The organism is Streptomyces sp. NPDC053755, from assembly GCF_040677675.1.
Classification (GTDB): Bacteria; Actinomycetota; Actinomycetes; order Streptomycetales; family Streptomycetaceae; genus Streptomyces.
In genome coordinates this window covers 70,746-95,380 of sequence record NZ_JBFASK010000020.1, presented here as the reverse complement: position 1 = coordinate 95,380, position 24,635 = coordinate 70,746, and the positions used below count along the sequence as shown (strand labels likewise).

At 72.1% G+C, this 24,635-nt stretch carries 16 protein-coding genes; 10 read left to right on the top strand and 6 right to left on the bottom strand.

Annotated features, from left to right (window positions below; translation table 11 throughout):
• Positions 1 to 197: 197 nt before the first annotated feature.
• The 8 genes from AB0K65_RS20255 (at position 198) to AB0K65_RS20220 (ending at position 10,603) form a co-directional block, all read left to right on the top strand.
• A complete protein-coding gene (locus tag AB0K65_RS20255) occupies positions 198 to 3,884 on the top strand; it encodes a nitrate- and nitrite sensing domain-containing protein (protein WP_365718380.1) in 3,687 nt (1,228 codons plus the stop codon).
• A 9-nt stretch (positions 3,885 to 3,893) separates the two neighbouring features.
• Positions 3,894 to 4,307 carry a roadblock/LC7 domain-containing protein gene (locus AB0K65_RS20250; protein ID WP_315895653.1) on the top strand — a complete coding sequence of 138 codons (414 nt, stop codon included), beginning with the start codon at positions 3,894 to 3,896 and terminating at the stop codon, positions 4,305 to 4,307.
• A gap of 125 nt (positions 4,308 to 4,432) precedes the next feature.
• Positions 4,433 to 4,840: a DUF742 domain-containing protein gene (locus AB0K65_RS20245; RefSeq protein WP_365718378.1), complete on the top strand. Its 408-nt coding sequence runs from the start codon at positions 4,433 to 4,435 to the stop codon at positions 4,838 to 4,840.
• On the top strand, positions 4,821 to 5,402 hold the full coding sequence (locus tag AB0K65_RS20240) for an ATP/GTP-binding protein (protein ID WP_158990864.1): 582 nt from the start codon (positions 4,821 to 4,823) through the stop codon (positions 5,400 to 5,402). Before AB0K65_RS20245 ends, AB0K65_RS20240 begins: the two co-directional genes overlap by 20 nt.
• A gap of 339 nt (positions 5,403 to 5,741) precedes the next feature.
• Positions 5,742 to 8,969, top strand: a complete 3,228-nt coding sequence (locus tag AB0K65_RS20235; RefSeq protein ID WP_365718375.1) for a nitrate- and nitrite sensing domain-containing protein — start codon at positions 5,742 to 5,744, stop codon at positions 8,967 to 8,969.
• Positions 8,970 to 8,976: 7 nt separating this feature from the next.
• Positions 8,977 to 9,390 carry a roadblock/LC7 domain-containing protein gene (locus AB0K65_RS20230; protein WP_147980024.1) on the top strand — a complete coding sequence of 138 codons (414 nt, stop codon included), beginning with the start codon at positions 8,977 to 8,979 and terminating at the stop codon, positions 9,388 to 9,390.
• Between the two features lie 93 nt (positions 9,391 to 9,483).
• Positions 9,484 to 10,041 carry a DUF742 domain-containing protein gene (locus AB0K65_RS20225; protein WP_365718373.1) on the top strand — a complete coding sequence of 186 codons (558 nt, stop codon included), beginning with the start codon at positions 9,484 to 9,486 and terminating at the stop codon, positions 10,039 to 10,041.
• Entirely contained in the window at positions 10,022 to 10,603 is a 582-nt protein-coding gene (locus tag AB0K65_RS20220) for an ATP/GTP-binding protein (RefSeq protein ID WP_050791473.1), read from the top strand. The genes AB0K65_RS20225 and AB0K65_RS20220 overlap by 20 nt, the downstream gene beginning before the upstream one ends.
• Positions 10,604 to 10,802: 199 nt before the next feature.
• Here AB0K65_RS20220 and AB0K65_RS20215 read toward each other — a convergent pair whose 3' ends face one another.
• The 3 genes from AB0K65_RS20215 to AB0K65_RS20205 form a co-directional block, all read right to left on the bottom strand.
• Positions 10,803 to 11,000 carry an acyl-CoA carboxylase subunit epsilon gene (locus tag AB0K65_RS20215; protein WP_365718371.1) on the bottom strand — a complete coding sequence of 66 codons (198 nt, stop codon included), beginning with the start codon at positions 10,998 to 11,000 and terminating at the stop codon, positions 10,803 to 10,805.
• A 12-nt stretch (positions 11,001 to 11,012) separates the two neighbouring features.
• Entirely contained in the window at positions 11,013 to 12,596 is a 1,584-nt protein-coding gene (locus tag AB0K65_RS20210) for an acyl-CoA carboxylase subunit beta (RefSeq protein ID WP_365718369.1), read from the bottom strand.
• Between the two features lie 143 nt (positions 12,597 to 12,739).
• Entirely contained in the window at positions 12,740 to 16,654 is a 3,915-nt protein-coding gene (locus tag AB0K65_RS20205) for an endo-alpha-N-acetylgalactosaminidase family protein (protein ID WP_365718367.1), read from the bottom strand.
• A 221-nt stretch (positions 16,655 to 16,875) separates the two neighbouring features.
• Between AB0K65_RS20205 and AB0K65_RS20200 the strand changes: the two genes are divergently transcribed.
• Together AB0K65_RS20200 and dnaN are read left to right on the top strand one after the other, a co-directional pair.
• Positions 16,876 to 17,484, top strand: coding sequence for a YceI family protein (locus tag AB0K65_RS20200; protein WP_365718454.1), 609 nt, complete (start codon positions 16,876 to 16,878; stop codon positions 17,482 to 17,484).
• Between the two features lie 157 nt (positions 17,485 to 17,641).
• Positions 17,642 to 18,748, top strand: coding sequence for a DNA polymerase III subunit beta (gene dnaN / locus AB0K65_RS20195; RefSeq protein WP_365718365.1), 1,107 nt, complete (start codon positions 17,642 to 17,644; stop codon positions 18,746 to 18,748).
• A 66-nt stretch (positions 18,749 to 18,814) separates the two neighbouring features.
• On the opposite strand, the gene AB0K65_RS20190 is transcribed toward dnaN, so the two are convergent.
• The 3 genes from AB0K65_RS20190 to cimA form a co-directional block, all read right to left on the bottom strand.
• Positions 18,815 to 20,152, bottom strand: coding sequence for a hypothetical protein (locus tag AB0K65_RS20190; RefSeq protein WP_365718363.1), 1,338 nt, complete (start codon positions 20,150 to 20,152; stop codon positions 18,815 to 18,817).
• A 47-nt stretch (positions 20,153 to 20,199) separates the two neighbouring features.
• On the bottom strand, positions 20,200 to 22,719 hold the full coding sequence (locus tag AB0K65_RS20185; RefSeq protein WP_365718361.1) for a glycoside hydrolase family 3 N-terminal domain-containing protein: 2,520 nt from the start codon (positions 22,717 to 22,719) through the stop codon (positions 20,200 to 20,202).
• A gap of 76 nt (positions 22,720 to 22,795) precedes the next feature.
• Positions 22,796 to 24,412, bottom strand: a complete 1,617-nt coding sequence (gene cimA / locus AB0K65_RS20180) for a citramalate synthase (RefSeq protein ID WP_365718359.1) — start codon at positions 24,410 to 24,412, stop codon at positions 22,796 to 22,798.
• Positions 24,413 to 24,635: the final 223 nt, after the last annotated feature.

Here is a 24,635-nt window from a genome sequence, read left to right as displayed (position 1 = left end):
GGGTTTCAAGCCGGCGCGCAGGGGGCGCAACGCAGCGCCGGATGAGCGGTGGGGAAGGGGGATCTGCGCCGGTCACAACGACCACCATGGGACGCATTCGCGTCCCACGACGCCGACACCGTCTGCTCCGTTCACGCGGGAAGACGCCTGGTCCAGAGGTTGCGACGCTAGTGCAGGGACGTTTCAAGAGGGATGGCATGGGGTCTCCCCAGGCCCGTCAGGGCCGAGGGGAAGCTGCGGCGGAGCAGGAGCGCGCTGCCGGGACCGACCGCGGTTCCTCGGCCCAGCACGCCCAGAACCAGGCGCAGGGCCCGGCCGGCGACGGTGGCGACGGGACCGCGCGCAAGGACGCCGTGAAGCCGAAGGGCTCCGCGAAGGGCAAGGCCAAGGGCACTGCCGAGCCCGGGGTCGTACCCCCGCTCAAGGCCGAGATCGACGCCGGGCCGCGAATAGCCCTGCGTAACTGGCGCATCTCGACGCGTCTGGTCGCTCTGCTGACCCTGCCCGTCGTCGCCGCCACCAGCCTCGGCGGCATCCGCATCAGCGAGTCGCTCCAGGACATGGAGCAGCTCGAGCACATGCAGCTGCTCACCGAGCTGACCAAGGAGGCCACGGACCTCGCCCAGGCCCTCCAGACCGAGCGCGACCTGTCCGCCGGTCCCCTGGCCAACGGCAAGTCGGCCAACGACTACCAGGTCGCCCAGCCGCGCGCGAACACGGACCGTGAGCAGAAGGCGTTCATGGACGCCACCAACGAGCTGCCGGCGACCGAGGGCGACGAGTCGCTGCAGAGCATCCGCCAGAACATCAGCCAGATCGCGTCGCAGGTCGTCGAGATCGGCGGCATCCGGCAGGACGCCTACAAGCCCGGCGTCGCCCACTCGGTGACGGTCGAGGCGTACAGCCGTCTGATCCGTTCGCTGCTGAGCCTCTCCCAGGACATGGCCCAGGCGACCAGCAACCCGGAGATGATCAAGCGGACCCGGGCGCTGGCCGCGTTCTCCTCCGCCAAGGAGTACGCCTCCATCCAGCAGGCGATCATCGCCTCCGCGCTTCCCGCCAGCGACAGCCGGCCCGGAAAGCTGGAGCAGGGCGACCGCCTGTACGGCTACGCCGCGCAGCGTGGCGAGAAGGTCGAGCTCAAGTCCTTCGCCTCCATCTACGAGTCGGCCGGCGGCGACGCCGATGACCTGACCGCCCCGCTGACCACCGGCAACCCGTCCATCGACGCCGCCAGCAAGTACGCCGACCGCGTGCTCAGCAACACCACCGGCATGGACGGCCGCGCGCCCCGCGGCCACCTGAACTTCACGGACGAGTACGCCACGAAGATCACGGCCATGAACGTCATCGAGGAGACCCTCCTCGGACAGATGGACACCAAGGCCCGTGAGCTGCGCGCGGAGTCGCAGCGCGACGCGATCATCAACGGCGCGCTGATCCTCCTCGTCCTCGGCGTCTCCCTCATCGGCGCGTTCGTCGTGGCCCGGTCCATGATCCGCTCGCTGCGCCGGCTCCAGGACACCGCGACCAAGGTCGCCCAGGACCGCCTGCCCGAGCTGGTCAAGCAGCTCTCCGAGGCCGACCCGCAGGACGTCGACACCTCCGTCGAGTCCGTCGGTGTGCACTCCCGGGACGAGATCGGCCAGGTGGCCGCGGCCTTCGACGACGTGCACCGCGAGGCGGTCCGCCTCGCCGCCGAGCAGGCCCTGCTGCGGGGCAACGTCAACGCGATGTTCACCAACCTCTCGCGCCGCTCCCAGGGTCTGATCCAGCGCCAGCTCTCGCTCATCTCCGAGCTGGAGTCCCGCGAGGCCGACCCGGACCAGCTCTCCTCGCTCTTCAAGCTCGACCACCTCGCCACCCGCATGCGCCGTAACGGCGAGAACCTCCTCGTCCTCGCGGGCGAGGAGCCCGGCCGCCGCTGGACCCGCCCGGTCCCGCTGGTCGACGTGCTCCGTGCCGCCGCCTCCGAGGTGGAGCAGTACGAGCGCATCGAACTGGCCGCCGTCCCGGCGACCGAGGTCGCCGGCCGGGTCGTCAACGACCTCGTGCACCTCCTGGCCGAGCTGCTGGAGAACGCCACGTCGTTCTCCTCGCCGCAGACGAAGGTCCGGGTCACCGGTCACGCGCTGCCCGACGGCCGCGTGCTCGTCGAGATCCACGACACCGGCATCGGCCTCTCCCCCGAGGACCTCGCCGCGATCAACGAGCGGCTCGCCTCGCCGCCCACCGTGGACGTCTCCGTCTCCCGCCGCATGGGTCTGTTCGTGGTCGGCCGTCTGTCCCTGCGACACGGCATCCGCATCCAGCTGCGCCCGTCGGACTCCGGCGGCACCACCGCGCTCGTCATGCTGCCCGTCGACGTCGCCCAGGGCGGCAAGAAGCCCGCGCCCAAGCCCGGCGCCGGTGGTCAGGGTGCGATGCCGCAGGGCGCCGGCGCTCCCGGCGGCCGGCTGCCCGGCGGTCCGGGTGCCCCCGGCAACGCCGGTGGCGGCGGCCGTCCGGGTCTCGCCGGTCCCCCGTCCCCGCGTGGCCAGGTCGGTGCCGGCGGTCCGCGGGCCGCGCTGCCCGGCCGTGACGGCGGCCCGCAGGGCCCGGGTCAGGGTCCCCAGCAGGGCCAGCGCCCCGCTCCCGCCCCTCAGTCGGCGCAGACCTCCCAGATGCCGCAGGTCTCTCCGGAGCCGCAGCGTCCGGGGCCCGTCGCCGGCGGGTTCGGCGGCGGTGCCCAGCGCGCCATCCCGTCCCGTACGGACGTCTGGGGCGGCCAGGGCAACCAGCCCGGCCAGGGCGGCCCGTCGCAGCAGGGCCGGCCGCAGCAGCCCCAGCAGGGCCAGGCCCCGCAGGACGGCAACGGCGCGGGCCAGAACGGCTTCGCCCGCGCCGAGCTTCCCGGCGGCCCCCAGCAGCAGCGGCCGCAGGCCGCGAGCTGGGGCAACGACCCGGCCCAGCCGGTCAGGCGCCCGCAGCAGGAGATGTCCCCGCTGGACGCCCCGCGCGGCCACGAGGAACCGGACACCACGGGCCAGTACGCGCGTCCGCAGGCGCCTCAGGGCCCCGGCGGCACCGGCCAGTTCCCGCGACCGGACCTCGGCGGACAGCAGGCGCCCCAGGGCTACCAGCCCGCGGCGCAGGACCCCGCGTCCACCGCCCAGTTCCCGCGTCCCGACTTCGGCGGACAGCAGGCGCCCCAGGGCTACCAGCCGCAGGCGCCGGCCCCCGGCCAGCACGGCGGTTCCGGCTACGGCGCCCCGCGCCCGGCCGGAAACCTGCCCCAGCAGCCCCAGCAGGCTCAGCAGCGGCCGCCGCAGCCCCGCCAGCCCGAGGCGCTGCCTCCGGCGAGCGGTGCGGGTGACGGCCGTACCCCGCTGTACGACACGCTGGAGACCAACTGGTTCCACGGTCAGTCCCAGGGCCAGGACCCTCAGCAGGGTCAGGCCCAGGGCCGGCAGGACGGCGGCCGGATCCCGGACGCCGAGCAGACCATGCAGACTCCGGTCGTACCGCAGCAGTCCGCTCCCCCGGCTCAGCGGCGCCCCGCCGCCCCGCAGGGTGGCGGCGACGGCGGTCAGCAGGCCGCCGGGCCCGCCTCCTGGCGGACCTCCCCCAATGACGAGCTGGTGCGCCAGGCCGAGCGGGTCCGCAAGCCCGCGGCCGGCGGTGTCACCACCTCGGGGCTGCCGCGGCGGGTGCCGCGCGCCAACCTCGTGCCCGGGACCGCCCAGGAGCAGGCCCACACGGCCGGCCCTCAGGTCTCGCGTGCACCCGACGACGTCCGCGGCCGGCTCACCAACCTGCGCCGTGGCATCCAGCAGGGCCGCCAGGCGGGCAACTCGACCACCGGCTCCTTCCACGTAGGCCCCACCCACCAGCAGGAGCGTTAGTTGAGTGCGATGAGCCAGGCCGCGCAGAATCTGAACTGGTTGATCACCAACTTCGTGGACAACACCCCCGGGGTGTCCCACACGGTGGTGGTCTCCGCCGACGGCCTGCTGCTGGCCATGTCGGAAGGGTTCCCCCGCGACCGCGCCGACCAGCTGGCGGCGGTCGCGTCCGGACTGACCTCGCTGACCGCGGGTGCGTCCCGGATCTTCGAGGGGGGTGCCGTCGCGCAGACCGTCGTGGAGATGGAGCGCGGCTTCCTCTTCCTGATGTCCGTGTCCGACGGCTCCTCGCTGGCCGTGCTCGCGCACCCGGAGTGCGACATCGGCCTCGTGGGCTACGAGATGACCCTGCTGGTCGACCGGGCCGGCAGCGTTCTCACCCCGGATCTCCGTGCGGAGCTCCAGGGCAGTCTGCTCCACTAGCCTGACCGACAGTGCGGTACGCCCCTCCGTACCGCACTGGGCACACACCCCGTCCGGCCGCCCCATTCGGCCCCCCACCGGCCCCATCAGACGGCAGAGTTCTTGCTGTCACGCCCGGAGGATTCATGACCCCGCCCCCCGCCTCTCACGATCCGTACGGCTCCTCACTCGATGAGTCGTACGGATATGAAGGCGACCAGCCGCTGGTGCGTCCGTACGCGATGACCGGCGGCCGGACCCGGCCGCGCTACCAGCTCGCCATCGAGGCGCTGGTCAGCACCACGGCCGACCCGGCGCACCTGTCCAGCCTGCTCCCCGAGCACCAGCGGATCTGCCACCTGTGCCGTGAGGTCAAGTCGGTGGCCGAGGTCTCGGCCCTGCTGTCCATGCCGCTCGGTGTGGCCCGGATCCTGGTCGCCGACCTGGCGGAGGCGGGCATGGTGGCGATCCACCAGCCGGGCAACGGAGAGGCCGGCGGCACGCCGGACGTGACACTGCTCGAAAGGGTGCTCAGTGGACTTCGCAAGCTCTAGCGGCGGTGCGGCCCGGTCGACCACCAGCGCGAAGATCGTGGTGGCGGGTGGCTTCGGCGTGGGCAAGACCACGTTCGTCGGCGCCGTCTCGGAGATCGACCCGCTGCGCACCGAGGCCGTGATGACCTCGGCCTCGGCCGGTATCGACGACCTGACCCACACCGGGGACAAGACCACCACGACGGTGGCCATGGACTTCGGCCGCATCACCCTCGACCAGGACCTGATCCTGTACCTCTTCGGTACGCCGGGCCAGGACCGCTTCTGGTTCATGTGGGACGACCTGGTCCGCGGCGCCATCGGCGCCGTCGTGCTGGTCGACACCCGCCGTCTCGCCGACTGCTTCCCCGCGGTCGACTACTTCGAGAACAGCGGCCTCCCCTTCGTCATCGCCCTGAACGGCTTCGAGGGCCATCAGCCCTACACTCCGGACGAGGTCCGCGAGGCCCTGCAGATCGGTCCGGGCACGCCGATCATCACCACGGACGCCCGCCACCGCGCGGACGCCAAGAGCGCGTTGATCACGCTCGTGGAGCATGCGCTGATGGCACGACTCAAGTAGTCGTTCGCCTACGGCAGTTGTCGTATGCCGCTCTGGGGGCGGTCTGTGTCGTTTGACACGGTCCGCCCCCGCGTTCATAACGTTTCGACAGAGAATTGGTGCGCGGCGGACACCCGACGCATCCGTTCGGTGCCTTTGCGCTCACATGAGCCCCGCAAATTGCCGGGGCTCGCTGCTTATGCCCGTTTTATCTTCGGCCTGAACAGGTGAAAGCGCCCGCTCAGAGCTGTTTGGATGGGACCCCCTTCACGTGCTGCAATTCATGAACTCCCGAGTAGTACGGCCCTGAACGAAACACCGGCACAACGTAGGTGCCGACGCCGAGAGGTTGTTGGTCGAGTGAGGCGAAGCAAGGAAAGCTCCGCGGAGCAGCATGCGCGAGGCAACTTCACGCCGCCGACGCGTGCGGTGGCACCGCCCGCGGAGGTGCCTGTCCCGCCCCCGGCCGCCCAGGGCAGCTCCAGCAAGCTGTCCCCCCGTAACTGGCGCGTGCCCACCAGGCTGAACGCCATTCTCCTGATACCCGTGCTGGTCGGCCTCGTCATGGGCGGCTTCCAGGTGAAGGGGTCGATCGACACCTGGCAGGAGGCGCAGAACGCCGAGAAGACGGCGCTGATCATCCGCGCCGCCTCGGAGTACAGCCAGGCCCTGCTCAACGAGCGCGACCTCACCGCGGCCCCTCTCCTGAAGGCCACCTCCGCGAAGGACCGCGAGAGCGAAGAGGTCACGCAGGCCTACGCCGCCACCGACGCGGCCGCCGTGAAGTTCCAGCAGGCCACCGGGAACATGCCGGAGGGCGAGGGCCTCGAGCGCCGCCTGAAGCTGTTCAAGGACAAGGAGCCCGACCTCAAGAAGCTGCGCGAGGTCGCGTACACCAAGGCCATGGACCCGGTGCAGACCCAGCTCGGGTACGTCGCCGTCCAGCACTACCTGATGGAGTTCTCCAACGAGCTCGGGCTCGGTACCGGCAACATCACCAGCTACGGCCGCACCGTCTACGCCATCCAGCTCGCGCAGGCCGCCGAGTCGCTCCAGCGCTCGATCGGCACGCAGCTCCTGGTGCGCCCCAGCCAGAAGGACGAGGTCTTCGCCCAGCAGTCGGTGGCGTTCAACTCGTACAACTACCTGGAGCAGATCGCCCTCGGCGAGTACCAGTCCGGTGGCACCCAGGCGGACGTGGACCGTCTGAAGCAGGTCATGAAGGAGAAGGCGACCGAGGGCGCCCGGAAGCTCGAGGCGGCCGGCCTGAACCCGCCCAAGGGCAGGCAGGACGGCTCGGTCTACACCGGCATGGCGGAGGCCATCGGCTCGGCCAAGGACGCCGACGGCATCGCGGACCTCCGCAAGAAGGCCGTCACCCCCGAGACCTGGATGGGTGCGGCCACCGCCAAGTTCGACGGCTACACCGAGGTCGAGCGGGAGCTCGTCGACAAGGCCGTGACCGAGGCCGCCGCGATCTCCGACGACGCCAAGACGGACGCGTTCATCAACGGCGGCATCGTCGTCATCGCGCTGCTCGCCGCCTTCATCCTGGCCGGGATGATGGCCCGCCAGATGAGCCGCTCGATGCGTGAGCTGCGCACCGCCGCCTTCGCGATCGCCGAGCAGCGCCTGCCGATGCTGGTCGACCAGCTCTCCCGCACCGAGCCGGGCCGCGTCGACACCCGGGTGCAGCCCATCCCGATCGACTCCCAGGACGAGATCGGCGAGGTCGCCCGGGCCTTCGACCAGGTCCACCGCGAGGCCGTCCGGCTCGCCGCCGAGCAGGCCATGCTCCGGGGCAACGTCAACGCGATCTTCACCAACCTCTCGCGCCGCAACCAGTCGCTGATCGAGGGCCAGCTGACCCTCATCACCGACCTGGAGAACAACGAGGCCGACCCGGACCAGCTGGAGAACCTCTTCAAGCTGGACCACCTGGCCACCCGTATGCGCCGCAACGGCGAGAACCTCCTCGTCCTCGCCGGCGAGGAGCCGGGCCGCCGCTGGGACCAGCCGGTCCCGCTGGTCGACGTGATGCGCGCCGCCTCCTCCGAGGTGGAGCAGTACGAGCGCATCGAGCTCGCCGGCGTCCCGGAGGCCGAGATCCACGGCCAGGCCGTGACGGACCTCGTCCACCTGCTCGCCGAGCTGCTGGAGAACGCCACCACGTTCTCCTCGCCGCAGACCAAGGTCCGCGTCACCGCGACCCGTCTGCCCGACGGCCGGGTCATGGTCGAGATCCACGACAAGGGCATCGGCCTCACCGCCGAGGACTTCGCGGACATCAACCACAAGCTGGCGAACCCGCCCACCGTCGACGCCGCCGTCTCGCAGCGCATGGGCCTGTTCGTGGTCGGCCGGCTGGCCGACCGGCACGGCATCCGCGTCCAGCTGCGCCCCTCGGGCGAGCAGGCGGGCACGACCTCGCTGGTCATGCTGCCGGACGCGATCACCCACGGTGGTGGCGGCGAGGCGCTGCCGCAGGACGACTTCACCGTCTCGCAGATCATCCCGCAGCAGCAGTCGCACGCCTTCGAGCCCGTGCAGCAGCCGATGCGGACCGCGGCGGAGCTCGGCTTCGACGACTCCCGCTACGACGAGCCCGGGGAGGAGCGCCAGCTCGACCCGGTGAACCGTTCGCTCCAGCGCGAGGAGCGCCGGGCGGCGCTCGAGGCGCAGTCGGCGCAGGGCGGCGAACGCCCGCTGTACCGTGACGAGCTCGACTCCCCGCAGCAGGGCTACGTACAGCAGGAGCAGGAGCAGGAGTACGCACCGGAGCAGGAGTACGGGCAGGAGTACGCCTCCGACTTCGGTCAGCAGACTCATCAGCACGCCGGGTACGACTACCCGCAGCAGTCCTACGACGAGTACGGCCGCCCTGCGGACGGCTACGGCCAGTCCGCCGAGAGCGGCTATGCGGAAGCCCCCTATCAGGATCGGGGCAACGGTCAGGCGCAGTACGACAGCTCCTACGACGCCCAGCCTCAGCAGGGCGACTGGGCCTCTCAGGGCGGATACCAGGGTGGCTACGACCAGCAGTACCGGTCGGAAGCGGAATCTGCCCCCAGCGCCCCCGCGCAGGCCTCCGAGCGCGTAGGCTTCGACCGTCCGGGCCCCACGGCGACTCCCGCCCCGGACGCCGGCCACGCGCTGACCGACGCCGGTCTGCCGCGCCGGGGCGGCGCCGCCGCGCAGGCTCCCCAGCCCGCGCAGCAGCCGCTGCCCACGCGGACGGTTCAGCAGCCCGCGCAGCAGCAGCAGCCGGCGCAGCAGAACGAAGCCGACGGCACCGACGACTGGCGCTCCACCAACGACGAGCGCTGGATGCGGGCCGAGAAGCTCCGCGAGCCGAAGGCGGGCGGGGTCACCTCCTCCGGACTTCCGCGGCGGGTCCCGAAGGCCAACCTGGTCGAGGGGACGGCGGAGCAGACCCCGCAGGGCGGCCCACAGGTCTCCCGCGCCCCTGAGGACGTCCGGGGCAGGTTGAGCAACCTGCGCCGCGGTGTCCAGCAGGGACGCAGCGCGGGAACGGACACGAACGGATCGGGCCTCGGCCCGGGCAGTACCTACAACCAGGAGCGTTAGTGTGAGCATGAGCCAGGCGGCGCAGAATCTGAACTGGTTGATCACCAACTTCGTGGACAACACCCCCGGGGTGTCCCACACGGTGGTGGTCTCCGCCGACGGACTCCTGCTGGCGATGTCCGAGGGTTTCCCCCGGGACCGAGCCGACCAGCTTGCGGCCGTCGCCTCCGGACTGACCTCGCTGACCGCGGGCGCGTCCCGGATCTTCGAGGGCGGTGCGGTCAACCAGACCGTCGTGGAGATGGAGCGCGGCTTCCTCTTCATCATGTCGATCTCGGACGGTTCCTCGCTGGCCGTGCTGTCGCACCCGGAGGCCGACATCGGCCTCGTGGGCTACGAGATGGCGCTGCTCGTCGACCGTGCGGGCAGCGTCCTGACGCCCGACCTGCGGGCGGAGCTCCAGGGAAGTCTGCTCAACTAATAGACAGACAGTGCGTATCTCGCCACCGCACCGTAAGGTGCGGTGGCGCGGCTCCACAGGGACATGGACCGCGAGGCAGTCGGAGGAGGAGACGTGGGAACACCCCCGGGCGGACGCCCTTACAACGGTTTTGACGCGCAGCAGCCGCACGGTGACACCGCGCAGAACCGGTTCAACTTTCCCTCCACACCGAGCAGACAGGGCGTACAGCAGCCCTATCAGCAGCCTCAGGCCCAGCCGTCGCCCGTGAGTGCGCCGAGCGCGCCGCGTGCCCAGCGCAACGCGGGCGGTTCGGGTGCTTCGGGCGGTCACAACCCGCTGGTGCGTCCGTACGCGATGACCGGCGGCCGGACCCGGCCGCGTTACCAGCTCGCCATCGAGGCGCTGGTCAGTACGACGGCCGATCCGTCCCGGCTGCAGGGGCAGTTGCCCGAGCACCAGCGGATCTGCCGGCTCTGCTTCGAGATCAAGTCGGTCGCCGAGATCTCGGCGCTTCTCTCGATCCCCCTCGGCGTTGCCCGGATTCTCGTCGCCGACCTGGCCGAGGCCGGACTTGTCGCCATCCACCAGCCCGGCGGCGACGAGGCCGCCGGCGGTCAGCCAGACGTGACACTGCTCGAAAGGGTGCTCAGTGGACTTCGCAAGCTCTAGCGGCGGCGCGGCCCGTTCAACCACCAGCGCGAAGATCGTGGTGGCGGGTGGCTTCGGCGTGGGCAAGACCACGTTCGTCGGCGCCGTCTCGGAGATCAACCCGCTGCGTACCGAGGCCGTGATGACGTCTGCGTCCGCGGGCATCGACGACCTCACGCACACCGGCGACAAGACGACGACGACTGTCGCGATGGACTTCGGCCGCATCACCCTGGACCAGGACCTGATCCTGTACCTCTTCGGTACGCCGGGCCAGGACCGCTTCTGGTTCATGTGGGACGACCTGGTCCGCGGCGCCATCGGCGCCGTCGTGCTCGTGGACACCCGCCGTCTCGCCGACTGCTTCCCCGCGGTCGACTACTTCGAGAACAGCGGCCTCCCCTTCGTCATCGCCCTGAACGGCTTCGACGGCCACCAGCCGTACAACCCGGAGGAGGTCCGCGAGGCCCTCCAGATCGGCCCGGACACGCCGATCATCACCACCGACGCCCGCCACCGCGCGGACGCCAAGAGCGCGCTGATCACGCTCGTGGAGCACGCTCTGATGGCCCGCCTCCGGTAGTCCCACCGGACACGGCACGGAGAAGCCCCGCACACCGGACCGGTGGGCGGGGCTTCTCCGTACCCGACGGCGGGGGCGGCAGGGACTCCCCCCGGGGCGCGGGCGCCGGTGGGCCGGTCCTGGCGGATCCCACGGCGAAGGCCCCCCGCTCCGGGTGGAGCGGGGGGCCTTCGATGCCGGTGGGCACGAGCCGACGGGCTCAGCCCTGCCAGGAGTGGGAGGGGCGGAAGCCCGACTGGCGCTCCAGGCGGCGCCAGCCGGCCGTGGAACGGCCGTCGTGGGACGCCTCGGCGGGCTGGGCGGCCGCGCGGGCGAGCAGGACCGCGGTGATGGCGGCCAGCTCCTCGGGGTCGGCGTGGCCCTTCTCGACACGGAGAAGGTTGGCGGGCGTGGTCACGGAGGACTCCTCTTACTGAGGCGGGTTGCCGTGCTTGCGGGACGGCAGGTCGGCGTGCTTGGTGCGGAGCATGGCGAGGGACCGGATGAGGACCTCGCGCGTCTCGGCGGGGTCGATCACGTCGTCGACCAGGCCGCGCTCCGCCGCGTAGTAGGGATGCATCAGCTCCGCCTTGTACTCCTTGACCATGCGGGCCCGCATGGCCTCGGAGTCCTCGGCCTCGGCGATCTGCTTGCGGAAGATGACGTTGGCGGCACCTTCGGCGCCCATCACCGCGATTTCGTTGGTGGGCCATGCGTACGTCAGGTCGGCACCGATGGACTGGGAGTCCATGACGATGTAGGCCCCGCCGTACGCCTTGCGCAGGATCAGCGAGATCCGGGGCACGGTCGCGTTGCAGTAGGCGTACAGGAGCTTCGCGCCGTGACGGATGATTCCACCGTGCTCCTGATCGACGCCGGGCAGGAAGCCGGGTACGTCCAGAAGGGTGATGATGGGGATGTTGAAAGCGTCGCACATCTGGACGAATCGTGCGGCCTTCTCGGACGCCTCGATGTCCAGGACACCGGCCAGCGACTGCGGCTGGTTGGCGACGATGCCCACGACCTGGCCGTCGAGCCGGGCCAGCGCGCAGATGATGTTGCGGGCCCAGCGCTCGTGGATCTCCAGGTAGTCGCCGTCGTCGACGAGCTCCTCGATGACCTTGTGCATGTCGTACGGACGGTTGCCGTCGGCCGGCACCAGGTCGAGCAGGACGTCCGAGCGCCGGTCGGCCGGGTCCTCGGAGGCCACGGTCGGCGGGTTCTCGCGGTTGTTCTGCGGGAGCATCGACAGGAGGTAGCGCACCTCGGCGATGCAGGTCTCCTCGTCGTCGTACGCGAAGTGCGCGACGCCGCTGGTCTCGGCGTGCACGTCCGCGCCACCGAGGCCGTTCTGGGTGATCTCCTCGCCGGTGACCGCCTTGACGACGTCCGGGCCCGTGATGAACATCTGCGAGGTCTCGCGGACCATGAAGACGAAGTCGGTGAGCGCCGGGCTGTAGGCCGCGCCGCCCGCGCAGGGGCCGAGCATCACGCTGATCTGCGGGATGACACCGGAGGCGCGGGTGTTGCGCTGGAAGATGCCGCCGTACCCGGCGAGGGCGGAGACGCCCTCCTGGATCCGGGCGCCGGCGCCGTCGTTCAGCGAGACCAGCGGGGCACCGGCCGCGATGGCCATGTCCATGATCTTGTGGATCTTGGTGGCGTGGGCCTCGCCCAGGGCGCCGCCGAAGATGCGGAAGTCGTGCGCGTAGACGAAGACCGTGCGGCCCTCGACCGTGCCCCAGCCGGTGATGACACCGTCGGTGTAGGGCTTCCTGGCCTCCAGCCCGAAGCCGCTGGCCCGGTGGCGGCGCAGCTGCTCGACCTCGCTGAAGGAGCCAGGGTCGAGCAGCAGCTCGATGCGCTCGCGAGCGGTCAGCTTGCCCTTGGCGTGCTGGGCTTCGGTCGCCCGGTCGCTCGGGCCGCGCCGGGCCTCCTCGCGCAGGGCGTGCAGCTCGGCCACACGGCCACGGGCGTCAGTCGGCTCGCTCGGGATCTGGTCCACAACGGTCATGTACCGACCCTACGAAGTCGACCAAGCAAAACCCGCCGTCGACTCCGTACAGTCTCCCGTGTCGATTCCTGGTGGGGCTGGACAGAACCATGCCCCCATGGGCCCGAGTCGACAGCCGATGACCCCTTTCGTTTGTAGGATCCTTACATGAGCCCGCTGCGGTCGATGAGCGCGGCGGGCGCGTGCGGCTCGGCGGAGAGGGAGCCGGCGACGCCCTTCGAGCCGGGTGCGCAGGAGAACCTGGCGTTGCCCCAGTCCGCGTGATCGTTGCCGTTGCCGTCGCCGCCGTCCTCGACGACCAGCTCGGCGTAGGAGGCGCCGGCGAGGTCGGCGGTCAGCGTCCAGGCCGGGTCCGTCGCCTGGAGGACCGGGGAGGTCGCCTTCTCCACGCCGTCGGCGAGGACGCCGAAGCGGACGCTGCCCCGGCTGGTCTGCGCGTCGTCCACCCCCACCTCGGCGGTGAGGGCGGTGCACCGGCCGCCCAGGTAGAAGCGGATCCTGGCGGGCGCGTGGCTGCCCAGGCCCTTGGCGTAGGTCACTCCCCCGATCCGCAGCGGGGAGCCGTCACCGGCGCCGGTCCCGCCGTTGGAGAGGTCGCGCTCGACCGGCCCCCAGCCGTTGGTGGCCGACGTCCAGTCGAGGTCGCTCGCCCAGCTGTCGGCGGTGGGCGGCGGGGGCGGGGTGCGGACGGTGGTGGAGGCGGTGAGCCTGCGCTCCTCTCCCCCGATCGCGTACGTCAGGGAGGCTGCGAGGGTGTACGGCAGGGGGGCCGCGTCACCCGGGGGTGTCACCCGCCAGGTGGCGGTGGTCCGCCCTCCCGCAAGGACCGTGCCGAGCTCGACGGGCCCGGCCGGTTCGGCGGTCCAGCCCCGCGGGAGGGTGAGCACGGCCCGGGCGCCGGAGACGTCGGCGGCCTCGTCGTTGCCGAAGGTGGCCGTGACGTCGTTCGGGCGGCCGGGTTCCAGCGTCTCCGGGGTGGTGAGGGCGAGGGTGCCGCAGGCGGCGGGCTCGGCGGCCGGGCCGAGGTCGGTCACGGTGAAGGCGTCGAGCACGAAGTCGGCGCCGTCCGGGGCGTCGCCGCGTTTGCGCAGCCCGTTCCAGGTGTCGCCGCAGCCGGCGGTGACGGTCTCGGTGAAGTGCCCGGTGGTCCGCCGCTGCCCGAGGGGCGTCCGGCGGGTCTCGGCGGAGGTCCCGTCGGGACGGTCGTAGCCGGTGACCCACTCGTAGGCGCCGGCGTGGCTGGACTGGTAGGCGTACTCCACGCGGTAGGCGTGCCCGTCCCGCATCGGGACGGTCCAGGGCGCGGTCCGGTAGACCAGGCCGCTGTTCTCGTCGTGCGACTTGAGCGACTCGGCGCCGGCCAGGACGTCGTCGACGAGCTTTCCGTTCCAGCCGGACTGGGTGTACGGGGCGTGCAGCTGGGCGATGTGGGTGCGCGGGTCGGTCGTGCCGCCGGAGTCGCCCTTGAGGAAGGGCCCCCACCCCTGGTCGACGGCCTCGAAGTCCTCGTACACCGTCGTCCCGGGCCTGGTCGCGGGGTCGTTGGCGACGACGCGCACGTCGTCGATCCGGACGGTGGCGGTGCTGCCCGGCGCCGCCTGGATCCGCAGGACGGTGGCGCCGCCGGCGGGTGCGGTGAAGGTGGCCTTGGCGCGCTGGAACCGGGTGCCGTTCCAGTCGGAGGCGGCGACCCGGTCCACGAGCGGCGAGCGCTCGACGGTGACGGAGCGGTCCGCGACGAGGAGCGTGGTGGGGCGGGTCCTGCCGGGCTCGACCTCGATGAGCGCGGAGGCCGTGTACCGCTTGCCGGGCGTCAGTCCCGTGAGCCGCTGGCTCACGGAGGCCGTGGCCGGGCCGGTGAGTTCGGCGCTGTTGCGTCCTTGGGCGTCCGTGTTCCGGGCGACCGTGCCGGCCGTGGACCAGCCGGTCAGCCGGCGGTCGTTGAAGCCGGGGTCCTTCACGGGCGTGCCCTCGCCCCAGCGCGGGTCACGCGGCTCGGGGGCCCGGTCGGGATGGAGGACATAGGGCTGTCCGGCCACGGCGTCGAGGGTGATCGTGCCGCCGACGGGCCGCACGGTCCCGGTCTTGACGCGGCCGTTGTCGGTGAGGGCGTAGACGCTGTACGGCCGGTTTCCGGGCACGGCCCAAGTCGAGCGCCCGCCGCTCCCGTCGTAGTGGTAGAGCTTCCTTCCGCCGTCCCAGGGCAGGAGGTAGCCGTCGCCGTCGAGGACCTTGCGGCCGTTCTCGTAGAACGTGCGGCGGCCGTTCTCCATGGTCCCCCGGACACCGCCGGTGAAGGTGAGGTCGTTGCCGTTCCAGCGGGTGATCCGCTGCTGCTGGAGGTACTTGGCGGGGAGGTTCTTCTGCCAGATGTTGGCGTAGAAGCGGTTCCAGTCGATCTCGCCGGTCCAGCCCTCGAATTCCTCCAGGGCGGTCCGGCCGAGCACGGGGTGGTCGTTCCAGACGTCCTTCTCGCCGTTGCGGATGAAGCGGACGATCTGCGAGTTGAGGCCCTTGTGGGTGGCGCCGCCGTAGTCCAGGTCGTTGGCCCAGTGGGACCAGAGCGAGGCCCGTTCGAACTTCTCGGACCATTCGGTGGCGAGATTCCAGCCCTGCGCCTGAAGGACCTGGACGGTCTTGTCGGCGATCCAGCCGTGCGTGGAGTAGACGTCGACGTACAGCGTGGAGAGGTTCGGGTCGGTCTCGTCGCGCAGCTGCCGGAAGCGGCGGGCGAGGTCTCCGCTGTTGAGGTCGCGGCGCTGGTCGATGATGTAACTCTGGTTCAGCCAGTCCCATCCGGGCTTCGTCTTGTCGACGAGGGTCTCGCTGAAGTTCCTCGCCTCGGGGTACGACTCGGTGGCGTTGACGTGGACGCCGAAGCCGGCGCCCCACTTCTTCCCCTCCCTCAGCAGCGTGTTGAGGTCCTGGAGGCCGCCGGCGCGCTTGTTGTGGTTGCCGCCGTAGTCGGGGTGGGCGGAGTCGTGGCCCTCGGAGCCGTACCCCTTGAGCAGGGCGAACTGGCCCAGTCCGTCGGTGGCGAGGGAGATGCGTTTGACGTCGTCGAGGGTGCGCAGGAAGGGGTGGGTGGCCTGGGAGGCGAAGTTGAACGGGATGTGGGCGACGACCCGGCCGGGTGTCCGTGCGCTGCCGGGCGCCGTGATGCCGATCGTCCGGAAGGCGAGGGCGGCGTCCTGCCAGTCGGTCCGTCCGTCGGCGTTGGCGTCGGGTGTGACGACGACCTTGGCCCAGGGGAGGCCGGAGCCGCTCTCGGGGGCGGGGGCCCCGGCGCCGCGGTAGGTCCACTGCCCCGACCAGACGCCGACGCGGGTCTCGGCGCCGTTCTTCCGCGCCTGGTGCCAGAAGCGGGCGCCGTCGCGGGCGCTGGGGCCGGAGGGTCGGTCGTAGCTGGAGTTCGACTCCACGGCGGCGGCCAGGGAGGCGGTGCTGACGAGTGCGTAGCTCGCCCCCGTGGCGGCCGTCTCGGCCGGGGTCGCGCCGGTGACGTCGGCGAAGACGTCGGCGGTACGGGTGGAGTCGGGGTCGAGGCGGGTGAAGGCGGTCGCGGCGCCGCCGTCGCCCGAGCCGACGGAGACGAGGTCGTGGCCGGGTATGTCGAGGGTGCCGACCCGGAACGCCTCGGTGTCGCGGACCGCGGTGACCCGGAAGGTCGTGGACCGGCCGCTGACGTCCAGGGCCGCGTCGATCTCGACGCCGGGCAGGGCGGGGAAGGCCAGGGTGTACGCGGCGGTGGACGGGGTCAGGACGGGGGCGCCCGCGGCCCGCACCGCGTGCGCGGTGCCGTTGAGGACGACCTGGGTCACCGGGGCCGTGCTGCCGAGCAGGCGGGCCCCGGTCGCGCGGTCGGTGTACGAGAGGACGCGGGGGAAGTCCTCGGCGACGGCGACGGTGAGCCGGTCGGAGCCGATGAGGGCGCCGGGGGTGTCGTCCTGTGCCTGCGGGCCCCGGGCGAGCGCGGGGCCGGAGAGGGCGAACACGGCGGACGAGGCGGCGGCGAGCGCGCAGGCCGCACGGATTCTTCGCGACGTGGGGAGGGACATGCGCACCAGTTGTCCCCGGCGCCCGGGGCGGCGTCAACGAGATCGCGGTCCGGCGCCTCCGCCAGTCCAAGAACACCCCGCGGTGAGTCCAAGCGGGGCGAACATCCGACCAGGATGTTGAATATTGAACCGAATCGGGGTACGGTCGTTCTCGTTGAAGGTTCAACGAAATGCGTCACCCCCTCCGCGCCACCCCGCGCACCGTCCCCAAGGAGCACGTCATGGGCATCTTCGGCCGCAAGAACGACACCGCCACCGCCGTCGCCACCCTCCCCGTCGACCCGGCCCTGGCCGCGCTGACCGGCGACTACACCATCGACCCGGCCCACAGCAGCATCGGGTTCACGGTCCGGCACGCCATGGTCACCAACGTCCGCGGCTCGTTCGCCGCCTACGAGGGCGCGCTGCGGCTGGACGGCTCCGACCCGGCCGCCTCTTCCGCCTCCATCGACGTCACGATCGCCTCCATCGACACCGGCATCGCCGACCGCGACGGCCACCTGCGCAGCGGCGACTTCTTCGACGCCGAGACCTTCCCGCTGATGACCTTCCGCTCCAGCGAGGCCGAGCAGCTGGGCGGCGACCTGTACCGGATCACCGGCGACCTCACGATCAAGGACGTCACCCGCCCGCTCTCCATCGACCTGGAGTTCAACGGCGCGGCCACCGACGTCTACGGCAACGAGCGCGTCGGCTTCGAGGGCTCGGCCGAGATCCTCCGCTCCGAGTGGGGCCTGACCTGGAACGCGGCCCTGGAGACCGGTGGCGTCATGGTCAGCGACAAGGTGAAGCTGACCTTCGACATCTCCGCGATCAAGAACGCCGCCTGACCCCTCGGCCGGCCCCTCCGGCACACCCGGCGACACGAGCGCGCCCGCCTCTCCGCGACCGCGGAGGGCGGGCGCTCGGCGTTTCCCGACCTCGCGCGGCCCTCGGCGGGAGCGCGGCCCGGGCCCGTTGTCAGTGGCGGCCGCTAGCGTCGCCCGTATGGAATTCCGTATCGACAGTGGTGAGTTGACCGACGCCGTGGCCTGGGCCGCGCGGGTCCTGCCCGCCCGCTCCCCCGTGCCCGTCCTCGGCGGCCTCCTCCTGGAGGCGCGCGAGGGGCGGCTGCGCGTCCGCGGCCTCGACCACGAGGCGTCGGCACGGATCGAGGTGGAGGCGGACACGACCGCCGAGGGCCGGGCGCTGGTCCTCGGGCGGCGCCTGCTGGACATCTGCAAGGTACTGCCCCCGGGGCCGGTGGACTGCGCGAGCGAGGGGGCCCGGCTCGCGGTGTCCGGCGGGGGCGTCCGGTTCGGGCTGTCCCTGCTGCCCCTGGAGGACTATCCGGCGCAGCCGGAGCTTCCTCCGTTCCGGGGCATGGTGGACGCCGACGCCTTCGCGGCGGCGGTCGGCCAGGTGGCGGTGGCCGCGGGCCGGGACGACTCGCTGCCCGTCCTGACGGGGATACGCCTCGCCCTGAACGGTACGGAGATGACGCTGGCCGCGACCGACCGGTACCGCTACGCCGTCCGCACGCTGGAGTGGAAGCCCGTGGACGCCGCCGACGCGGCCGGGGACACCGACGTCGTGGTGCCCGCGCGACGGCTGACGGAGATCGCCCGCGCCCTCTCCGGCGCCGGCCCGGTCCGGCTGGCGCTGGACGGCGGCTCGATCGGCTTCGAGAGCGACGGCGTCCGCACCACGACCCGTCTGCTCGACGGCCGGCTTCCCCGTCACGACAAGCTGTTCTCCCTGGGCGAGCACGCCGTCGCCGTGACCGGCCGGGCTCCCCTGGTGGAGGCCGTGAAGCGGGTCGCGGTGGTCGCGGAGGGCGACAGCCCGGTCCAGCTGTCCTTCACCGGCGACGCCGTCCACCTCCAGGCCGGGTACGAGGACGACACCGCCTCCCAGCGGCTTCCGGCGGTCCTGGACGGGGAGCGGTCCCTGACGGTCGCCTTCAACCCGGGGTACCTCCTGGACGCGCTCGGCTCCTTCACGGTCGATTCCGTGCGGTTCCATCTGCTCGGCCCGGGTCAGCGCGCCCTGATGACCGACGGTGAGGAAGACACGCACCGCCATCTGCTGATGTCGGTGAAGCCGCTCGTGTAAGCACCCGCGCGGGCTTCCGGGCGGGGCTCCGGCGCGCCCGCCGGACTCGCCCAGGCTAAGCACGCCCTAGAAGCCGCCTCCGCCGTCGAACCCACCGCCGCCGCCGAAGTCGCCGCCACCGAATCCGCTGCCGCCGAAGTCCCCGGAGCCGAAGTCCGCGCCGGAGAAGTCGCCGCCCTCGAACTCGGAGCCGCCGTACTCGCCCGCGTAGGCGGGGGTGGCGAGCATCGACCCGAGCATGGTGCCCATCAGAAGGCCGGGGAGCATGCCGCCGCCGAAATAGCCGCCCGCCCAGGGGCCGTAGGCCGGCCCCGCCTCCCAGTACGGTCGGCGGCCGCCGTCGGTCTCGACCGTACGGGCCTCGGGGTCCCGTCCGTCGTCGAGGCGGGCGGCGTCGGCCGCGCAGACCGGGACCTGGCGCACCGCGCCCCCGGCCGGGACCCAGCTCCGGTCCGTGGTGGACGGGCCGTGGCGGGGGTCGAAGAAGCAGGGCGGCCGGCGCTCCGGCAGCGGCCGGGACTCCCTGCGGGCGGCCAGGACGGCGAGCGAGAAGCGGCCGTCCTCCAGGGCCCGGGTCACCGCCCGGACGTCGTGCGGGTGCGTCGCGGAGCCCATCAGGGACTTGGCCTGGTCGTAGGAGTCGAGGGCGCGTTCGTAGTCGCCGCGCTTGGCGTCGTCGGAGCCCGGCTCGGCCGGATGGAAGTCGAGGCGTTCGAGCTCCTCGCCGAAGGCGGTGATGTCCTCGTCGACGACGACCCGGAGCCGTTCGAGGGCCTCCCGCTCGGCGGCCTCCTTGCGGAGGCGGTTGCGGCGGACGACCGCGTACGCGCCGGCGCCTCCGGCCACGGCGACAGCGCCGAGGGTGATCAGGCCCCCGACGGGGACACCGGCGTCGCCCGTGCCCACCGAACCCCAGGAGGACGGGGCGGAGCCGCGCATGGTCGGCAGTGCCTGGTCGACGAAGTTGTTCAGCTCCGTGGCCGCGTCGACGCCAGGCTGGCGAACGGCCGTCACGAGGTTGTCCACGGCGTTGCGGGACATCACGGAGGCATCGGCGCCGGCGTCGAAGCCGTCCCCGAGACGGACGGCGTAGAGCCCGGTCACGCCGGTCTCGGTCCGCAGGTTGCGCAGCAGGTCGTCCGGCGGGAACTGGGCGTTCGCCGGCAGTACGGCCACGAAGAGCGGCTTGTCCGCGTCCTCGATCTTCTGGGCGAGGGCCGCCGCGTCGGCCTTCGAGAGCTGGGCGGCGGCGCCCGGGTCGACGTAGACCGGGCCCTGCTTCAGGGCCGCGGCCGCGTCGGGAATCCCCGTCGCCCTGGCACCCGCGGACGGGGCCAGGGCGAGGAGCAGCAGGAGTGCCAGCCCCGCGAGGGCCGACAGGAGGTGGAGCGGCCGAGTCCTCATGCTTTGAAACTACCCGAAAGTATGAATACCAGGCCATAGAGGACGAACTATCTGTCCGCGGCCTTCCGCGCTGCCCGCAGGAGCCGGAGGGCGCCCGCCCGGTCGCCCCCGGCGAGCCGCTGCTCGGCCTCGGCGAACGGCTTCGCCACGGCGGGGGTCATCCCGCCCGTCCGGCCGGCCGGAACCGCGTCCTGGACGGACCTCCGGAGCAGGGACAGTTCGTCCTCGGACCCCGCCACGCCACCGGCCTGCCGCGGGGTGCCGTCCGTCGGCGTCCCTGCCGCGCCCTGCGCCCCGCCCCCGGTGGTCAGGCCCCAGCCGTACGGGAACTGCGGATCGTAGACCGCGTCGCCGACGTTGATCGGCACCTGAGCGAGGCTCCGCGGCCAGCTCAGCGGGAGCCGGCCGGTGAAGGGCCGCTTGCCGTAGAGCACGTCGGCGACTCCGGCGCCCTCGGTGCCGGGCAGCCAGGAGGCCACCAGCGCGTCCATCTCCGCGAGCCGGTCGCCCACCAGCTGCGGGCGCCCGGAGACGATCAGGACCACACAGGTCATCGCCGAGCAGACGGTGTCCACGGCCTTGCCGTCGGCCTGCGACAGCTCCAGGTCGTGACCGTCCACGCCGACGTCGCCGAGCCCCTCGGCGTACGGCGTCTCGCCGACGACGACCACGCCCACGTCGTGTCCGTCGAGGGGGGCGGAGGCGTCCGGCGAGTGGGTGACGCGGGCGCCGGGGGCGGCGGCCCGGATGCCCTCCAGGATCGTGGTGCCGGGGACGAGCCTGCCCGAGGAGCCCTGCCAGGTCACCGTCCAGCCGCCGGCCTGGTTGCCGAGGTCGTGGGCGTTGGAGCCGGCGACGTACACGCGCCGGCGGGGATCCAGCGGCAGCACCCCCGGTGTGTTCTTCAGCAGCACCTGGGACTTGGCGACGGCCTCGCGGGCGACGGCGCGGTGGGCGGCGGAGCCGATGCCGGCGACGTGCTCGGGATCGGCGTACGGGCGCTCGAAGAGTCCGAGGCGGAACTTCTGCTCCAGGATGCGGCGGACCGCGTCGTCGATCCGCGCGCCGGCGATCCGGCCGGCGGCCGCCTCCTCGGCGATGATCCGGGCGGTCTCCTTGTACGTGAGGGGGGCCATGCTCATGTCGATGCCGGCGTTGACGGCGTCCCGCACGTTGGTGACCGCGTCCCCGGGCATCTGGTCCACGGCCTCCCAGTCGCTGACGACGATTCCGCGGAAGCCGAGGTCGCCCTTGAGCACGCCGCCCAGCATCTCGGGATGGGCGTGCATCTTGACGGCGCCGTCGCCGTCCCCGTCGAGTTCGAGGGAGGAGAACGAGGGCATGACCGCGCCGGCGCCGTGCCCGAGCGCCTTCCGGAACGGGCGGAGGTGGATGTCGTCCAGCTCCGCACGGCCGATCCTGGTGATCCCCTGGTCGATCACGTAGGGGGGCGCGGCGGTGCCGTAGACCGTGCCGCCGTCGCCGATGAAGTGCTTGGCGGTGGCCAGCACCCGGTCGTTGCGGTCGAGGTCCGAGCCGTCGGCGGCGCCCTGGAGGCCGCGGACGACGACGGCCATGGAGCCGACCAGTTCGGGGTCCTCGCCGAACGACTCGTAGGTGCGTCCCCAGCGCTCGTCGCGGGCGACGCAGACACAGGGCGCGAAGCTCCACGAGACGCCGGTGGCGCGGGTCTCGCGGGCGGTGAGGGCGGCGACGCGTTCGGCGAGGCCGGGATCGCGGCCGGCGCCGAGGCCGATGTTGTGCGGGAAGACGGTCGTGCCCTTGGCGAAGGCGTGGCCGTGCACGGCGTCGGAGGCCAGCAGCAGCGGGATCTGGAGCCGGGTGGCGCGGGCACGGGCCTGGTGCGCGTCGGTCGTGCGCCGCCACTCCGCGGGGGTGCGGGGCGTCGGGTTCTCCTCGCCCTCGTAGGTGACCGAGCCGAGCCCGTACGTGGTGATGTCCTCGGCGGCGCCGAGGGTGTTGTAGCCGGCCTGGGTCATCTGGCCGGCCTTCTCCGTGAGCGTCATCCGCCCGAGGAGGTCGGCGGCGCGTTCGCGGACGGACCGGGTCGTGTCGAGGTAGCCCAGACCGTGGGCGTCGACGACCACCAGGGGGGTCGTGGCCGGGCCCCCGGCGCCCTCGACGGTGAGCCGCACCGGGATGGTCTCGGCCGTCTCGGCCTCGCTGTCGCCGTGGGTGGGGATGCGGACGGTGCGGGTGAGGCCGGGGGCTGCGCCCGCCGGGAAGCTGACGCGGCCGCCGGCGGCCGGGTAGTCGCTCCCCGGCCGGGCGGTTCCGCTTCCGGTCACGTAGGTGACCGAGACGGGCTCGGCGAGGGCGCGGGCCGCTTCGAGGGTGAGGCGCACCTGGGCCGTGGCGCCCTCGGTCACGGTGGTGACCGGGGCGACGGTGATCCGGGGCGCGTCCTCGGCGGCCGGGGCCGCACGGACGGGGACGGTGGCGGTGGCGGCGGGGGCCGCGGCTGCCGTGAGGCTGCCGGTCAGGAGGGCGGCGGCCGCCGCGGCCCCCGCCCTCCTCGTGCACGTGCTGATGTACGTCCTACCCATGCCGCCCATGCTGGGGCGTAGCGGGACATATCAGGCGTTACGACGCGCTCGGGCCGTCGCCGCTCCTCCGCGGCCGCTACTCGGCGGGGTCGATGCCCAGTCGCAGCAGCCCGTAGGTGAACGCGTCCTCCAGTGCCTGCCAGGAGGCGGCGATGACGTTCTCGCCGACGCCCACCGTCGACCACTCGCCGTTGCCGTCGCTCGTGGTGACCAGGACGCGGGTCGTGGACTCCGTGCCGTGGCGGCCTTCCAGGATGCGGACCTTGTAGTCGACCAGCTCGAACTTGGCCAGCTGGGGATAGATGCGCTCCAGACCCACCCGCATCGCCCGGTCCAGGGCGTTGACGGGTCCGTTGCCCTCCGCGGTGGCGACGATCCGCTCGCCCTTGGCCCACAGCTTCACGGTCGCCTCGTTGGCGTGGATGCCGTCGGGCCGGTCCTCGACGATCGCGCGCCAGGACTCGGTACGGAAGTAGCGCCGCTGGCGGCCCTCCGCCTCCTCGCGGAGCAGCAGTTCGAAGGAGGCGTCGGCGGCTTCGTAGGTGTAGCCCTTGAGTTCGCGCTCCTTGACCCGCTCGACCACCCGGCCCACCAGCTCGCGGTCTCCGCCGAGGTCGACGCCCAGCTCCTTGCCCTTGAGCTCGATGGAGGCGCGGCCGGCCATGTCGGAGACGAGCATCCGCATGGTGTTGCCGACCAGCTCGGGGTCGATGTGCTGGTAGAGGTCGGGGTCCACCTTGATGGCGGAGGCGTGCAGGCCGGCCTTGTGCGCGAAGGCGGACACGCCCACGTACGGCTGGTGGGTGGAGGGGGTGAGGTTGACGACCTCGGCGATGGCGTGCGAGATGCGGGTCATCTCGGCCAGCGCGCCCTCGGGCAGCACCCGCTTGTCGTACTTCAGCTCCAGCGCGGCGACGACCGGGAAGAGGTTGGCGTTGCCGACCCGCTCGCCGTAGCCGTTGGCGGTGCACTGGACGTGCGTGGCGCCCGCGTCCACGGCGGCGAGGGTGTTGGCGACGGCGCAGCCGGTGTCGTCCTGGGCGTGGATGCCGAGACGGGCGCCGGTGTCGGCGATCACGGTGGCGACGACGGCCTGGACCTGGGCGGGGAGCATGCCGCCGTTGGTGTCGCAGAGGATCACGACGTCGGCGCCGGCCTCGGAGGCGGTGCGGACGACGGCCTTGGCGTAGGCCGGGTTGGCCTTGTAGCCGTCGAAGAAGTGCTCGCAGTCGACGAAGACGCGGCGGCCCTGGGAGACGAGGTGGGCGACGGTGTCGCGGACCATCTCCAGGTTCTCGTCCAGGGTGGTGCGCAGGGCGAGTTCGACGTGCCGGTCGTGCGACTTGGCGACCAGCGTGATCACCGGAGCGCCGGAGTCGAGGAGCGCCTTGACCTGGGGGTCCTCGGCGGCCCTGCCGCCCGCCCTGCGGGTCGCGCCGAAGGCGACGAGCTGAGCGTTCCGGAACTCGATCTCCTGCTGGGCGCGGGCGAAGAACTCGGTGTCCCGCGGGTTGGCACCCGGCCAGCCGCCCTCGATGAAGCCCACGCCGAACTCGTCGAGGTGCCGCGCGATGGTCAGCTTGTCCGCGACGGTGAGGTTGATGCCCTCGCGCTGCGCCCCGTCGCGCAGCGTCGTGTCGAAGACGTGGAAGCTGTCGTCGGGACGCGGGCTCGCGTCGGTCTCCGTGGTCATGACTGTGATGGCTCCTGTCGGATGTGGCTCCGGAAGGTCTGGATCCACTTGCCCCCATTTTCGCGCGCTGTCGCTGTCCGGCGGTGGTGGGGCCGGAAAACGAAAAAACCCCTCGCGGGTGCGAGAGGTCTGCGCGCGGGTCTGGGGCACGGTGTCCACTGCCGCGGGATTCGAGCCACGGTTCAGCGGTCACTGCGGACCGGCGCGCTGCTGCCGATAATCA